The organism is Phreatobacter sp. (assembly GCF_052440005.1).
Lineage (GTDB): Bacteria > Pseudomonadota > Alphaproteobacteria > Rhizobiales > Phreatobacteraceae > Phreatobacter.
On record NZ_JBQVQL010000027.1, the window covers coordinates 1 to 15757 of the forward strand.

Annotated in this window: 6 protein-coding genes, 1 tRNA gene and 1 pseudogene; 4 read left to right on the top strand and 4 right to left on the bottom strand. The window is 64.9% G+C overall.

All coding sequences use genetic code 11. The features are described 5' to 3' along the window. A pseudogene (locus tag ACT6XY_RS08860) lies at positions 1-479 on the bottom strand (hypothetical protein); the annotation flags it as partial. Between the two features lie 321 nt (positions 480-800). On the opposite strand from ACT6XY_RS08860, the gene ACT6XY_RS08865 reads away from it, so the two are divergent. Continuing rightward, a tRNA-Thr gene (locus ACT6XY_RS08865) sits at positions 801-875 on the top strand. Between the two features lie 208 nt (positions 876-1083). Here the strand turns inward: ACT6XY_RS08865 and ACT6XY_RS08870 are convergent. The 3 genes from ACT6XY_RS08870 to ACT6XY_RS08880 all read right to left on the bottom strand — a co-directional run bounded on the left by ACT6XY_RS08870 (position 1084) and on the right by ACT6XY_RS08880 (position 11866). Further along, complete coding sequence (locus ACT6XY_RS08870) at positions 1084-9414, bottom strand: Ig-like domain-containing protein (protein ID WP_444747970.1); 8331 nt, start codon at positions 9412-9414, stop codon at positions 1084-1086. A gap of 273 nt (positions 9415-9687) precedes the next feature. Continuing rightward, positions 9688-10812, bottom strand: a complete 1125-nt coding sequence (locus tag ACT6XY_RS08875) for a helix-turn-helix transcriptional regulator (RefSeq protein WP_444747971.1) — start codon at positions 10810-10812, stop codon at positions 9688-9690. 322 nt (positions 10813-11134) lie between these two features. Then, complete coding sequence (locus ACT6XY_RS08880; RefSeq protein WP_444747972.1) at positions 11135-11866, bottom strand: IclR family transcriptional regulator; 732 nt, start codon at positions 11864-11866, stop codon at positions 11135-11137. Between the two features lie 147 nt (positions 11867-12013). Between ACT6XY_RS08880 and ACT6XY_RS08885 the strand changes: the two genes are divergently transcribed. The 3 genes from ACT6XY_RS08885 to ACT6XY_RS08895 are packed head-to-tail and all read left to right on the top strand — an operon-like array spanning position 12014 to position 15733. Continuing rightward, positions 12014-13153, top strand: coding sequence for an acyl-CoA dehydrogenase family protein (locus tag ACT6XY_RS08885; RefSeq protein WP_444747973.1), 1140 nt, complete (start codon positions 12014-12016; stop codon positions 13151-13153). Next, positions 13150-14709: a class I adenylate-forming enzyme family protein gene (locus ACT6XY_RS08890; RefSeq protein ID WP_444747974.1), complete on the top strand. Its 1560-nt coding sequence runs from the start codon at positions 13150-13152 to the stop codon at positions 14707-14709. The genes ACT6XY_RS08885 and ACT6XY_RS08890 overlap by 4 nt, the downstream gene beginning before the upstream one ends. 46 nt (positions 14710-14755) lie before the next feature. Continuing rightward, positions 14756-15733, top strand: a complete 978-nt coding sequence (locus tag ACT6XY_RS08895) for a Bug family tripartite tricarboxylate transporter substrate binding protein (RefSeq protein ID WP_444747975.1) — start codon at positions 14756-14758, stop codon at positions 15731-15733. Positions 15734-15757: the final 24 nt, after the last annotated feature.

The following is a 15757-nucleotide window of genomic DNA, read 5'->3' on the forward strand; positions in this document are numbered from 1 at the left end:
GCCTGCGCCTGCGGCCGCGCCGGGGGGAGGGGGGCCGGCTGGATCAGGCTGCTGACCTCGGGCAGTCCGGCCTCACGGCCCGGCAGGCTGGCGAGAGCCAGGACGTTCGGGCGCGCCGCGGGTGCGGCCTCGGGTGCGGCACGGGCGACGGCGACAGGCGCGGCAGGCTGCCAGTGGGCCCCGAGCGGGCGGCTCTCGGCGAGCGTCGCCGGCGGATGGCCGAGCGCCAGCGCCGGGTCGAGCAGCGGAGCGAAGGAGCCGAGGGCGGCGAAGGAGGGCCTGGGGTCGGCGAGCGAGCCGGTCTCCACCGCGGTGATGGCGGCGAGCGCCACGGCCCCCTTGTCGCCGCGCAGCGAATAGGTCGCGAGGCCTGCGAGGCCTGCCGAGACGGCGAGAACGGTCAGCCAGGGAAAGCGGGGCCCGTCCTGCCGGGCGGGGCGGGCAGGCTTGCCGGAACGGCCGCGGGTCAGGTCACGCATACGCAAGAGCCTTGATACGCCTGGCACATGGTCCCCCGAAGATGTGCCAGAGAGCCCGACCAGCGCAACCCCTGAAGGGTTCGACGCGGGTCCGGCCGACCGGACGTTGGCGACGCATGAGCCAAAGAACTTGGGCGACCATAAGGCGCGCGACTGGTTAACGGCCGGTGAAGCGGGCCGCCGCGTGATGGTGGCAAAGGCCGGAACGCCGCCGTTTCCCCATCGCGCTACCGATGTCTTCGCCACGCCGGACGATTTGAAATCGCCGCCGCCAGCGGGTAGAAGGCAGGCTCAGGGACGCGTCGCCGACGCCGCCCCGGGGCCGGCGTAGCACAGCGGTAGTGCAGCGGTTTTGTAAACCGAAGGTCGGGAGTTCGATCCTCTCCGCCGGCACCAGCCACTCTCGAACCGAAGATTTTCCGGTTCTGGCAGAAACGGCGGGCGATTTCCCGGGCTCAGGCCAAAGCCCCTTCCTCAGGGAGAGCCGAAAGTCGCGAATGCCCGATGCGCCTTCGATCCGGCGAGGATCAGACGGCCTCGGTCATGGTCGGGCCCTTCGTGGAATACGGCGCGAAGCAGTGGCCGGAGCAACTGTCGGATGCCATCACAGGAACACATCGAAGGGCTGGATGTTGAGCAGGACCGTCGCTCCGCTCGTGCCACCCTGGTTGTCACGAACGAAGTAGCTGAACGAGCCCTCGGCAGAGGCGATGTTGTCCGCCTGGAAGACGACGTGATCATCGATCAGCGCAACAGTGCCATTCACGGCGTCATCGACCGCGTAAATCTCGAGGACAGCACCTGCATTGACGTCGCTGTCATTGGCCAACAGATCCAGAACATGGATCGAGAGGTCCTGACCTGGGCTCACCTGGAACGGCCCATCATCGACGGCGACCGGTGCCTCGTTCTGATCCAGGACAGGGATCGTGACGGTCCTGGAGATCGGCCCGGTGCTCAGCGTGAACGTGATCTCGGTATCGCCCGCATCGAAGTCGATGGCATCGGCAAAGACGAAGAGTTGGTCACCGGACAACGCGACGCGAGGATCGCCTGACAACGTGACCGGATTGTTCCTGAACTCCGGTTGCACATCGGGGTCGATCACACGCACCTGGCCGACTGCAACGAAGCCGTTCGGATCGTTCTCGCGAATGTTTGCCGCAAGACCATCGATGGCAATGGCGGTTGGCGGATCATCATCAGGGACTTCAATCGTCAGCGCGACAGTCCCGATCTCACTGAAATTGAAGCTGTCGGACGCGCGGTACGTGAAAAAGTCGGACCCGGTGTAGCCGGTCTGCGGTGTATAGGTGAAGGTGCCATCATCATACAGATCCAGCGAACCATGGGCGGGACCTGCAACGAGGGACGCAATCAAGGCGTTGCCTTCAGGATCACTGTCATTGGCGAGCACACTCAAAGCGATCGCAGTTGTCTGATCCTGATCGACGACATACGCATCGTTCTGGACGACCGGTGCTGCACCAAAAACCGGGTGGGTGCCGCCAGAGATATCCAGCAGCTCGCGCACGCGCTCGTTGACGGTGTTGTAGCCGGTGGATCGGTCGACGATTTCGCCGGTCGCGGCATCGATGACGAAGTACAAGGGGATGGCGGCGGCATTTACACCGCGCACGAAGTTCGTCATCGCCTGGGCATCGCCATCCGTGGTCAGGACAGGGATGGTCAGGCCGAAGCGGTCACGCCATTGCAGCGCATCCGCCGTCTGCGAAAGCTGCTGGTCCTGGTTCTCGATCAGGACTTCGACAAAGGCGAAATCGGGGCCCGCATTCGCAGCAACAGCACCCAGATCGGCCGAGTAACCGAAACATGGTGTGCACCATTCTGCGCAGACAGACAGGACAAGGAAGCGCGCCCCACCGGCCGTATCGAGCAGATTGATGGCTGCGCCGTCTGAGCCCACGAATGGCAGGTTTGGCATGATCTCGCCCGGCGCGTCGAAGGCGCCGATCGGCGTCAGGGCGGCTCCGAAGATGAAATCGGAGTCGGTCAGCAAGGCAGGATCGCTGACACCGTTCAACGTGATCGTGCTACCATCCGCAAACGAAATCCGGGTGTTGCTCCCCAGATCGGTGAAGCTCAGGTCGACCCTGCCGACGATTCCCTGCGATGCGTAGGCCGTCAGGTCGATCTTGTCTGTGCCGCGCAGGAAGTCCTGCACGGTATCGGCGCCGCCTCCGGGGCCGAACACAAAGCGATCCGCCCCGCTGCCGCCGTTCAGCGTGTCGTTGCCCCCGCCGCCGTCGAGCGTGTCGTTGCCGTTGCCGGCGTTCACGGTATCGTTGCCGGCACCCGTCGTGATCGTCTCGTCGTCGGACGTGCCGTTGACCAGGACCGCCCGGTTGCCGCCGCCCGCCAGCGCGAGTTCGTCGACGAGATCGAGCGTCGTCGCCGTGCCCGAGACGGCCAGCGTCAGGACCACGCGGGTGGTGAGATCGGCCGCCGAGTGCCGGATGGTATCGAACGCCTCGAACTGAGCGGCACGACCGATCACCGGAAGCGCCTGCGTCTCGAGGATCTCGATGTTCGACAGCGTCAGGTTCGTCAGCGTCGCATTGGCGCCGAGCAGCACGTCCGTCCCCTCGCCGCCGTCGATCGAGCCGGAGGCGAAGACCGTCGAGGCGATCTCGATCCGGTCGTCGCCCGAGCCGGCGTCGATCGTCGTCGTGGCCGTGGTCGTGGCCGCCACGCCATCGTTCCCATCCAGGATCGTGTCGTCGCCGGCGCCGCCGTTGAGCACGTTGTTGCCGACATTGCCGATCAGGGTATCGTTGCCCTCGCCGCCGTTGAGCACGTCGTTGCCGGCGCCGCCCGTGAGCGTGTCGTTGCCGGCACCTCCGGACAGGACGTTGTCACGGTCGTCGCCCTCGAGGCGATCGTTGAAGCCGCTGCCCGTGAGGTTCTCGATGTCGAAGAGCCGGTCGGATCCCGCGGCCAAGCCTCCCCCGAAGAAGAAGGTCAGTCCGTTGGGCTGGCCGGCGGCCGGGTTCTTCAGGAGCTTGACTTCAACCGCCCCGGACGCGCTGGCGTAGCTCGCCGTGTCGAGGCCTGCGCCACCGAAGAGGTCGTCATTGCCGACCCCGCCTTCGAGGACGTTGTTACCGGCATCGCCAATGAGCGTATCGTTGAAATTGGAACCGATCAGGTTCTCGATCGAGACCAACGTATCCGCGCCTGCGCCACCGCCGATAGCCTGCGGGCCGGCAAGCGTCAGGTTCGCCGTCACGCTGCCCGTCGGGCCGACGGAATAGTCCGCCGTATCGCTGCCTTCTCCACCATCGAGCAGGTCGTCGCCCGCAAGCCCGCGCAGGACGTCATTGGCGCCAAGGCCGAGAATGACTTCGTCGTTTGCAGTGCCGATGAGCAGATTGTCGAACGCGTTGCCGGTGAGCGCGGCTCCGAAAGCAAGGCTTGCCGAGGCTGCGCTGTTGCCGGCGACGTCCACTGCCACCGCCGAGAGGCTGCGAGGCCCCGGTGCCCGTCCGGAGACATCGAAGCTCCAGGTGCCGTCGCCTGCCGCCAATGCTGTGCCCAGCACGATCCCGCCGTCAGAAACGGTGACGGTCGCACCCGCCTCTGCAGTTCCCTGAACCGCGAAGCTGGACGCTGTAACGTATGGCAGACCCTTGAAGTTGATCGTCGGCACGTCCGGCGCGAGCTCCAGCGTCGGCACGGGTGTCAAGGTGTCGAGAGTGACATTGAAGGGCGCGGAAACCGCTTCATTGCCGGCTATGTCGGTCGCGCGAGCCGTCAAGACATAGGTGCCGTCGGGCAATCCCTGCGGCATCGAGCGCTGGAAAGTGCCTGTCGCATCGACAAAAAAGGAGCTGAAGGAGCCATTCACCGCCGAGCCATCGGCAGCGGTGCCTTCGACGACGATCTGCACGAGCGCGCCGGGCTCGGCAGTTCCGACAAAGGCCATCGTCGGGATCCGGGTGATGCCATCCGTTGCCGAATTGCCGGTATCCTGCCCGGCGTCCAGGGCCAGCGTCGGAGCGACCGTCGTCGTGTCGATCACGAAATCCAACCGCTGCGTCGAAACGTTCCCGGCCCTGTCGACCAGCCGCGACTCGATGAAATGCGCGCCATCGACCAGTGAAGGCAGGGTGACCGACAGGTTCGCGCCCAGCGCAATAGGCGACCCGCTGCCGTCGATGAGCACCTCGCCGAACGAACCCCTGCTGGGGTCCAGAAAATTGGGCTCACTGGCTGTCAGGAAGAACGAGGGCGTTGCGTCACTCGTGATGTTGTCCGTGGGAGAAAGCCCGGTGTCGGAATCGGTGCCAAGGTCTATCGCTGTCACGGTCGCGGTACGATCGATGGTGACCGTCAGGGGGGTGGAGGTGTTTGTCGAAGGCGCCACCAAGGTTCCTTCACTGGCGACAATCGAAATCGAGCCTTCGCCAAGTCCGCCCAGATCTGCGCGCCAGACACCTGATGAATCGGCGGTTGTCTCGACGAAATGCCCGCCTGAAAGCGTTTGGACTACAACCGCCGCATTGGGGGCCGCCGTCCCGCTGAGCGAAAGGACATTGGCATTGGTGACATTGTCTGTGCTCGATTGGCCACTGTCCGATTGCGGCAGCAGGTCGATCGTGGGTCTGACCACCAGCCCTTCGATGGTGCGGAAAAGAACTGTTGAAGGCCGCATATTGCCCGCCACGTCAGTCGCCGTGGCATAGAAGCTGTAGAAGCCGTCCACCAGTTCGGGTGCGGCAAACTGCCAGCCGCCGTCGGCAGCGGCAGTCGTTTCTCCGAGTTTTCGGACACCAGCTTCGCCCTGGCGAGACCGGAAGATCTCAACGGTCGCGCCGGCTTCGGTGACGCCTGCAATATCGGGCGTCGTATCCGTTGCCGCAAAATTCGGCGTGGTGATGCTGATGTTCGGCGCGACGGTGTCGAACCGGATCAATGCTCCGAAGGCGGCGCTGACGTTCCCTGCCAGATCCGTCACACTGGCGTCGACCGCAATCGACTGGCCATGGCTGCCAATGGGATTGGCGGGGGTAAAGGACCAGGCGCCTTGCGCATCGGCAATCGTCGAGCCGATGGAGCCCGCGCCATTGCGGATCAGCCGCACTTCCGAAAAGGCTTCGGCGACGCCGGTAAAGGTCGGCGTCAGATCGTTGGTCAGATAAGAAGCCGCAACACCTCCGTCGAAGGCGCCGTCCGGCGCGCCGCTGTCCGATGCGGGATCAAGGAGAACGTTGAAGCGCGCTGGCGCGGTGGAGTCCAGGGTGATCTGCAGGGGCACGCCGCTGGCCACGTTTCCGGCCCGATCCGTTGCGCTGACCGAGACATCATGAAGGCCCTCAGCCAAGACGAGGCTTGCGAACTGGCTGCCGGCGACGCTCCAGAGGCCGAGCGCATTCGCCGTCGTGGTAATCTGCCGCCCCCCGAATGTGACGGTGACGGAAGCCAGAGCCTCCGCCGTACCTTGAAACAGCGGCGCGAAATCGGACGAGTCGAGATCGACGATCCTCGTGTTGTTGTCCGTGCTCGAGCGACCGCTGTCATAGGATGCGGTCAAGTCGATGGTTGGACTCACGGTCGCATCGTCGATCGTGAAGGATCGCGTCCTGCTGTCCGTGCCGTTCCCGCCGACATCGGTGATCGTCGTCATGGCGGTGTGCAAGCCTGCAGCCAGGCCGGGCGCGGTGATGGACCAGTCGCCCGCCGCATCCGCAAACGCCGTTCCTGCGATTGCGCCGTCGATCTTCAATTCAACCCGAGCGCCCGCCTCCGTCCGCCCGATGAAGGTCGGCGTCGTGTCGTGGGTTAGGTTGTCGGTCGCGGAAATGCCCGTATCGGACGATGTCGAGAGGAGAGGCGTGCCGGCCGTCGGCCCCGCCGTGTCGATGGTCACTTTCAGCGGATCGGATCGGGAAATGTTGCCCGCCGTATCGACAGCCTGAACGATGAATCCGGTCGGCGCAGCGATCATCCGGTCCGCTGAAATCGAGAAACTGAAATTGCCTGACGGGTCTGCAGTTGCGAAACCAGAAGCGACCTGCGGTATCGGCGCGTCACGCAGCAACTCCACGCGCACGCCCGGCTCTGCGACGCCTCGCAGGGTGAGAATGGATGCATTGGTGATGTTGTCGGTGTTCGACAAGCCGCTGTCGCTCGCCGCGTCGAGGACGAGCGTCGGCTTGCCGGGCGCCGTGCGATCAATCGTGACCGCAAGAGTATCGGAGACTTGCCTTAAGCCGAATGCGTCCAGAGCCTCGACACGCAGGTTGTGGACCCCCTCCGCCAGACCTGAGGCGGAGAACGTCCAGGCGCCATTGGTTGTCGCGCTGCCGCCCCGGGGCGTTGCGGTGCCGATCGCCGTATCGCCATCGAAAATGGTGACAACCGACCTCCCTTCGGCCGTGCCCGAAAGCGTCAGAATGTCCCTGTTCGTGATGTTGTCTGAACTGGACGCGCCAGTATCGCTGGATGAGCCGAGATCGATGGTCGGCGCCTGCGTGGTCGAATCGACCAGGATCGAAAGGTCGATTCCAGCCTTGTTCCCGGCAATGTCCGTCGTCACCACCTTCAGTCGCTGCAGGCCGTCGGAAAGCGGGGGCAACGGGATAGACCAGCTCCCCGTTGGTCCCGTCCCGGAGAACCCTATCACCACATTCCCAAGCAGGACGTGGATCAGGGACCCCGGCTCATCTGCGATTCCACGAAGGACGAGATCGGCGTCGGATGTCTCGAAAGCAGTTGTCGAGAGCCGAATGCTGTTGTCGATCGACAGGGACGACGCGTTAAACGTCGTCGAGCGGTCGATCGTGATCTCGAGAGGTCCGGATGTCGTCGTCACGCCGGCTCTGTCGATGGATATCGCAGTGATCTCGTGTTGGCCTTCGGACAGCAGCGGCGAACCATCCGGCATCTGCAAGGTCCATCGGCCGGCCGAATTGGCAACCACCGTGCCGAGCGTCGTACCGCCTTCGATCACGGAGACAGTCGCTCCGGCGGATGCGGTGCCGGCGAATACGGGATTGAGGAACTGTTGCGTCGTCGGATTGCCGCGCCCGAACGTGATGCCATCCAGGCGCGACAGTCCGGTATCCGAACCTTCGGCAAGATCGATGGTCGGCGCGCGCGGATCGCCAGTGATCGTAAAGGCGAGGGGGGATGTGTTTCCCGTATTGCCGGCGACGTCGGTGGTGCGGGCCAACGCCGAATGGGCGCCGGGCGCGAGCTCGTTCGTGCGCAGCGACCAGACACCGGATGCATCCGCGGTCACCGTGCCAGCATTGACGCCATCGATGAACAGCTCGACCCGTGCGCCTGCCTCGGCCGTGCCGGTGAAGACCGGTGTCCTGTCGGCCGTGAAGTTGTCCGTGTCGGAAATGCCGGTGTCGGAGGCCGCAAGCAGGTCGATGGTGCGCGGGCCAATCGTGGAATCCAGGCGCAGGGTGAAATCGTCCGACATCGTTGCATTGCCGGCAAGATCGATTGTGCGGGCGCGCAGTACGACGGTTCCATCGGCCGCGGGCCTGAGGCTGCCGGAGGCATTGGCAAATCCATGCGACCATGTGCCATCAACAGAAACCACGCGAGCGATGGGTGTAGCGACGCCATCGCGGAATATTTCCACTGTTCTGCCGGCTTCGGCTGTGCCTGTCAGTACGAGACTGTTTCCCAGCAACGTCAGGCTTGTGACATTGTCCGTTGTTGACGCGCCCGTATCCATCGAACTCGGCAAGTCGAACGTAGGTTTGCGTGGCGCGGCCCGGTCAACAACCACCCCAGTTGTGACTTGAGCAGTATTTCCGGCGATGTCAAAGATGGAGGCGGTGTAGATATAGGCGCCCAGCTTTTCGGGAATGCCTGCGTCGATGAATGTCCAGCGGCCAGTGGCGTCCGCCTGCAGATTGGCTATGACAACGCCATCACGCCGCAGGATGACCGTTGCGTCGACTTCCGTGTTGCCATTCAGAACTATGTCCTGTGCTGCAGTGACATTATCCGTTGCGCTCTCGCCGGTATCGCTTGATGCGGTCAGGTCAATTTTCGAAGCGACGACGGACGTATCGACCTTCAGGATCTTCTGCTCAAGCGTCGGCGTCGTTCTGGTGTTGCCCGCACGGTCCGTCGCGGTCGCGGAGATACGATAGGCGCCATCCGGCAGTTCGCTGAGCTGGAACGTGGCGCGGCCATCCTCCGCGGCGACCGCTGTCAATGCGGGGGCGCCATTGATTGAAAGCTGGACGGTCGCCCCTGCCTCGCTGGCGACGACGACGGTCGGCGAGGTGTTGCGGGTGATGAAATCCGAACCGCTCCGGCCGCTGTCCGAACCCGCTTGCAGCTGGATCGATGGCGCTGAGAGCGTTCGATCGACCCGGATCGCCAGGGAATCGGATTGTGCGACGTTGCCCGCCTTGTCGATCGCGGTGGCGGTCAGGCGATGGTCGCCTTCCGTCAGGTTCGTGGCATTGAACTGCCACTTGCCGAGAGTATTGACTGTCGTTGTCCCGAGTAGGACAGCGCCATCCCGGATCTCGATCCGGGCGCCGACCTCTCCGCCTCCATTCAGGATGACGTTTGGCTTGTTGGTCAGGTTGTCCGTGCTGCTTGCCCCTGAATCAGACGAGGCGGCCAGCGAAATGCTCGGCTTCATCGTCGTCGTATCAACCGTGACGGCCAGCGCTGCCGACGTCTCCCTGACCGTCGGCGACGTGAAGGTCACAGCCGTCAGGTTGTGCAGGCCGTCGTCCAGCAGGCCTGTCTCGAACTGCCAGCTGCCGTTCGGCAGGGCCAGAACGGTCCCGACGACATCCGATCCGTCGAAGATGGTGACCAGCGCATTGGGGTTCGCCGTGCCGGAGAGCAGGAGTTGCGTGTTCCTTGTGATCCGATCCGTCTGGGAGACGCCGGTATCGGAGGACGCGTTCAGGCGGATGGTCGGTCTCATGGGTCACCTCGGCAAACTCACAGAAAGGCGAAGCGGTCTGGAGATTCCGCGACTGTCGGCAAGGCCGGACCGGGCATGGTTCCAAGGCGCCTCCGCTTCCGGAGCGGCGGGCGGCTGCCGATCGTCAAAAGTCGGGATTGCTACTTCAAACCGCCCTGCCTGCCTGTTGGTTGCCCAAAGGTTAGGGCCGCGCAGGGACGCCTTTCATCATCGGAACCGATGAGGTCGTCGGCAGACGGATTCAGCGTTGAGGCAGCGTCCGCCTCAAACGTGTCACGGGAGCGTATTGCGATAGATCTGGGCCAGCAGTCCCGCCAGACTTCTTGCGCCGGTCTTTGCATAGATGCTCTGCATCTGCGTCCGCCCCGTCGCTTCGCTCACGCCAACGGCCCTGGCAGCGTCGACAATGGATTCAATGCGCACCAGTGCTTCGGCCAATCGCTGCTCGGCCCCCGTAAGCCCATAAGCCTGAGAAAAGGCGGCGAGGCTTTGAATCTGCCTTTCGTCAGGATCGACCACATGCAGGAACGCGACTGCCTTGGGCAGGCCGAAGGTGCGCTGGCCAGGCCGCAATCCCAGCGGAGGCTGCACACGCAGGAAAAGCGGAGAACGGGCCGGCCCACGGGGAACTGCGACCGCGTAGTCCGTGGTCTCGCTGGCCTCGCCCGACTCAAACAGGCGAAGGATCGCATCAATCTTGTCCGAGGCCGTCTCATCCTTGATTCGCAGGCGGAAATTCGTCCGCTGCAGAGGCCCGATGTCGGACAGGATCTTCTCGCCCCCCTTGTTTGCGTAGAGGATCACCCGGTCATCGCCGATGATGATCAGGCCCTGAGCCAACTGGTCGAAAGCCTCGGACACCCAGCCGGCATGCGCCTCTGTTGAGGTCAGTCGCAGCCAGATGTTGAAGGCGCGGACGAGATGCTGCACGTAGGGCAGGACCGCGCTGATTTCTTCCCGCGAATAAAGGCCGGCATCAAAATCGCGGGGCAGCGACAACATGACGAACTGGCCATTCCGGCGCGCGAGGGAGATCCCCATGTTGTCCGCGTACCCGGATGGTTTCTGCCAGCTGTTGTAGAATTCGCTCGAGAAATAGAACCGCTCATCCACCGCACCGGAACCGGTCGTCACATGCCCAAGCGGCATGGCCGACAGGCAGTTCATCACCGGGTTCTGGTGGACGTATGTCTGGACGTAGGCCTGTTCAGTGCCCGGATCGACGTCAACACGCAGAAGGACTTCGGCGCCAGTCGGTGCGATGGAATGCTTCACCACACCGGCACAAGTGGCACGCAACTCCGCCATCAGAGGGCGCAGCGCAACTTCCCAAGGCTGCTCTTCCATCGCACAGCGATAGACGTCATGGATCCACTCATTCCCAAGCGCTTGCTGCAAGAATCAGCCCCCACCCAGCCAAGTGCCGTAAGGTCATTGTCTCAAAACCGCGCCGTTGGATCAATAGTCATCGGTTTTTATGATTTGATGCCTGCAAAAGCGAGCATAAAAACCGAGCGACACATATTTGAATGTGTTTGTTTGATTATATTATTTATATTTATTGGAAAAATATAATATTGCGCTCGTAACAATCGAGTTTTGTTGATTTATTTCTGCTGGGCGGCCTTGAGATCGGCGTTTTCCCTGTTGCTTTCCCTGGCGGCTGTCAAACGATCTGCGGGGTCGGTTCGCGCTGCACTGCGCGGAGCGCCAGTCTCCCTCAGTCCGCCGCGCCGAAGTGGCGGGCGATCTTGCCCCGCAGCAGCGCGGCGAAGGCCGCCTCCTTCTCCACCACCTCGAAGGCCTGGCCGCCGATGCCGACCGCCATGGGCTGCGACTGGTCGGCGGTCGGCAAGAGCGTGCAGACGATTCCGGCACCGGGCACGATGCGGCTCGCCGAGACGGCATGGCCCTCGGCCCGGATGGCGCCGACCTCTGCGATCACCGCCGCGAGGTCGACGGCGGGCGCTTCCGGTTCGCGGGCGAGGTTCACCCGCGCGATGCGCCGGCCGATCTCCGCGTCGTCCATCGCCGCGAGCAGCATCAGTCCCATGCCGGAGCCGGCGATGGGGCGACGGGTGCCCGCGGGAATGTGCAGGCGCATGGCCCGTGTCGCGGGGATGACGGCGATGTAGACGACGTGGATGTCGCTGGCGATGCCGAGGAGGATGGTCTCGCCGGTCTCCTCGCCGAGTTCGCGCATCAGCCGCGTCACCCGCCCGTCGGTGACGCGCCCGTCGATCCAGCGCCCGAGCATGGAGACCCGCGGCGTCGGCTGCACGCGCCGGTCGGGCAGGGCGGTGAGGTAGCCGAGGTCGATGAGGCCGTTGACCAGCATGGAGGTCGAGGACTGCGGGATGCCCATCTCGCGGGCGATCTCGGTGACGCTCGCCGGCCGCTCCAGCCGGTCGAAGAGCTCGAACAGCGCCAGCACCCGCGTGGCGGATTTCACGCCTCCCGTGTCGAACGATCTGCGCGGCCTCGGCATCGGCACCTCCAGCCGAATTACATCGCATATGTGATAAATAAAATCAAATTGACGAATATGAGGGATGCTGCCAGTTTGCCGCAACACCAAAAAACGGGGAAACGAGAGCGGATGGAACTCTGGCCGGCCTGTATCGACGCCGATTATGTCGCGGGAATCCGCGACTTCGCGCGGCGTGAGATCACGCCCCAGGCCGACGACATCGACCGCCGCGACGTCTATCCGCGCGACATCCTGAAAGCCATGGCGAAGGCCGGCTACAACGCCGTCGCCCTGCCCGTGGCAGACGGCGGCGCCGGCCTTACCTACGGCCATGCGGCGGCGGTCTTCGAGGAGGTCTCCTATGCCAGCGCCGCCGTCGGCATCTCGCTGATCACCATCTTCCAGGCCCAGACGATCATCCGCACCTTCGGCAACGAGACGCTGAAGCAGGAATGGCTGCCGCAGTTCGGCCGGGGGCTGCTGTCGTCCTACGCCCTGACCGAGGCCAACCACGGCAGCGACATCCGCAGCCTCGACACCAAGGCGGTGCGCGACGGCGACGACTGGGTTCTGACGGGGGAGAAGTCCTTCATCACCTCGGGCTCGGCCGCCGAGTTCTTCATCATCCTCGCCGAGACCCCGGTCGGTGTGTCCACCTTCGCCGTGCCGGCGGGGCTCGACGGCCTCTCCTCCTATATCGGCACCAATTCGGCGACCTTCGGCCTGCGCAACGGCCCGCACGTCAACCTCGTGCTCGACAAGGTCCGGCTGCCCGCCCATGCGCTGATCGGCGTCGAGGGCAAGGGCGTGCGGCAGGCGGTCGGCACGCTCAACTATTCCCGCACGCTCGCCGGCGCCATCAGCATCGGCATCGCCCGCGCCGCCTTCGACGCGGCGCTCGCCTTCGTCGGCAAGCGCAAGGCCTTCGACCAGCGCGTCATCGAATTCCAGGGGATACAGTGGTACTTCGCCGACATGCTGGCGGAGATCGAGGCCGCGCGCCTGCTCGTCTATCGTGCCGCCGAGGCGCTCGATTCCGGCGTCGACCAGGACCGCTATGCCAGCGCCGCCAAATTGAAGGCCGCCAAGGTCGCGACCGACGTCGCCTCGCTCGCGGTCCAGGTGTGCGGTGCCTACGGCGTGATGGAGAATGCGCCCTTCGGCCGTTTCCTGCGCGATGCCAAGGCCTATGAGATCGCCGGCGGCTCGGCGGAGATCCTGAAGAACACCATCGGCAAGTATCTCACGCGCGTCCTCGCCGCCTCATGATCACGGACCTCCTCGCCCGCCATGCAAAGGCCGATCCCGACCGCGTCTTCGTGGTGACGGATGCGGCGGAGTGGTCGTTCGGCGCGGTGGACGGGGCGGCCCGCCGCTTCGGGGCGATGCTGCAGGCGCGCGGGATCGCGCCCGGCGACCATGTCGCGCTGATCGCCGGCAACAGCGCCGGCTTTCTCGTGGCCTGGTTCGGGATCAACCTCGCCGGCGCCGTGGCGGTCACCGTCAACACCCAGCTCGTCGGCGAGGGCCTCGCCTATGTGGTCGCGCAGTCGGAGGCGAAGCTCGTGGTCGCCGATCGCGCCTTCCTGGCGGCCCAGGGCGCCGTGGGGCAGGGCGCCTTCCAGGGCATTCCGCTCATCGAACTCGCGCCCGACGCCGACCTCATGGCCGGCGGCGACGGCGGCGCCGAACTCCAGCCCGTCCGCCTGCCGTCGTTCGCCCCCGCCACCATGATGTACACCTCCGGCACGACGGGCCTGCCAAAGGGCGTCGTCAACAGCCACGCCGCCTACGAGGCCGCTGGCGCCGAGATCGTGGCGGCCCTCGGTTTCAGCCCCCAGGACCGCTGCATGGTGGTGCTGCCGCTCTTCCACGCCAATCCGCAGATGTATGCGGTCATGTCGGCGCTCGTGGTCGGCTACGCGCTGGTGCTGCGGGAGAAGTTCTCGGCCTCGGCCTTCTTCGCCGACGCGCGCCGCTACCGCGCCACCTGCTTCACCTATGTCGGCACCATCCTGTCGATCCTGGTGGCGCGCCACGGCGAGGACCACGACCACACGCTACGCTTCTGCACCGGCGGCGGCGCGCCCGAGAAGATCTGGCGCGAGGTGGAGCAGCGCTTCGGCGTCGCGGTGCGCGAACTCTACGGGATGACCGAGATCGGTGGCTTCGTCTCCCTGAATACGGAAGCGGCAACCCGCATCGGCTCCTGCGGTCGCCTGCGCCCCGACATGGACGTCCGCATCGTCGACGCCGAGGACGAGGAACTACCCGCCGGCGCGCAGGGCGAGATCGTGGTGCGGCCGCTGAAGCCCGGCGTCATCCTCTCCGGCTACTGGCGCCAGCCCGACAAGATGGCGGAGGCCTGCCGCAATCTCTGGTTCCACACCGGCGACCGCGGCCATCTCGACGCCGACGGCTATCTCCACTTCCACGGCCGCATCAAGGAACTGATCCGCCGCGGCGGTGAGATGGTCTCGCCCGTCGAGGTTGAGACGGTGCTGCGCAAGATGCCGGGCGTCGCCGACTGCGCCGTGGTCGGTGTCGACGACGCCGTGCTCGGCCAGGAGATCAAGGTCCTCGTCGTTCCGGAGGAGGCGCCCCTTGCCCCCGCCGACGTCGTTGCCTTCCTCGACGGCCGCGTGCCGTCCTTCATGATCCCGCGCTACGTCGAATTCGCCGCCTCGGTGCCGAAGACGGAGACCGAGAAGGTCCAGCGTCACAAGATCGCCTATGTCGATGCCCGCGTGCACGACATGGCCTCCGCCGCAAGGCGGATCGAGCCGCGTCATGGGGGCGTGGTATCCGGTGCAGGAGAGGGATGAGCCGCTCCGGCGGCGTTCCGAACCGGCCATCCAAGGGAGGAACTTCATGATCGATCGTCGCACATTCGGCTTCGGCACGGCGGCCCTCGGCCTGTCGCTGGCGGCGCCCGCGGTCGTCCGCGCGCAGGCCGGTTACCCGAACCGCCCCGTCCGCATGCTCGTCGGCTTCGCTGCCGGCGGCCCGACCGACATCGTCGCCCGCCAGCTCGCCCAGTACATGGCCGAGTCCATGGGCCAGACCGTGGTCATCGAGAACCGCGGTGGTGCCAACGGCAACATCGCGGCGCAGGAGATCGCCCAGTCCCAGCCCGACGGCTACAACCTCTTCTACAACACCTCCGCGATCGCCATCAGCCCGGCGCTCTATCCGCGCCTCGGCTATGACGCCAAGGCCTTCGTGCCCATCGGGCTGACCGCAACCGTCCCGATGGTGCTCGAGGTGCACCCCCAGATGCCGGTGAACAACGTCAAGGAGTTCATGGACTACGTGAAGGCCAATGCCGACAAGCTGTCCTATGCCTCCACCGGCAATGGCTCGATCACCCATCTCGGCAGCGCGCTCCTCCTCGGCCGCATCGGCGCCAAGGTCACGCACGTGCCCTATCGCGGCAGCGCCCCGGCGCTCGTCGACCTCGCCGGCGGCCGCGTCCACTTCATGACGGACACGATCAACTCGTCGCTGCCCTTCATCCAGGACGGCCGCCTGAAGCCGCTCGCGGTCACCAGCACCAGGCGCCTCGCCGCCCTGCCCAACATCCCGACCCTCACCGAGCTCGGCCTGCAGGACCTCGAAATCGGCGCCTGGCAGGGCATCGTCGCCCCGGCGGGCACGCCGCCGGAGGTGGTGCAGAAGGTCAACGGCGCGATGATGACGGCCCTGAAGAACCCGGAGTTCCTGTCGCGGCTGGAGACCCAGCAGACGACGCCCCTCGGCAGCACGCCGGAGGAGTACGGCAAGTACATCCTCGCCGAGCTCGCCCGCTGGGACAAGGTCGTGAAGGAAAACGGCATCACCATGAACTGAGGCCTTCGGGCGAGGGCGACCGAC

Excerpts from the sequence above, each read along its gene's own strand:
- ACT6XY_RS08890 (WP_444747974.1), top strand. The coding sequence starts at position 13,150 with ATGATCACGGACCTCCTCGCCCGCCATGCAAAGGCCGATCCCGACCGC.
- ACT6XY_RS08895 (WP_444747975.1), top strand. The coding sequence starts at position 14,756 with ATGATCGATCGTCGCACATTCGGCTTCGGCACGGCGGCCCTCGGCCTG.
- ACT6XY_RS08870 (WP_444747970.1), bottom strand. The coding sequence starts at position 9,414 with ATGAGACCGACCATCCGCCTGAACGCGTCCTCCGATACCGGCGTCTCC.
- ACT6XY_RS08885 (WP_444747973.1), top strand. The coding sequence starts at position 12,014 with ATGGAACTCTGGCCGGCCTGTATCGACGCCGATTATGTCGCGGGAATC.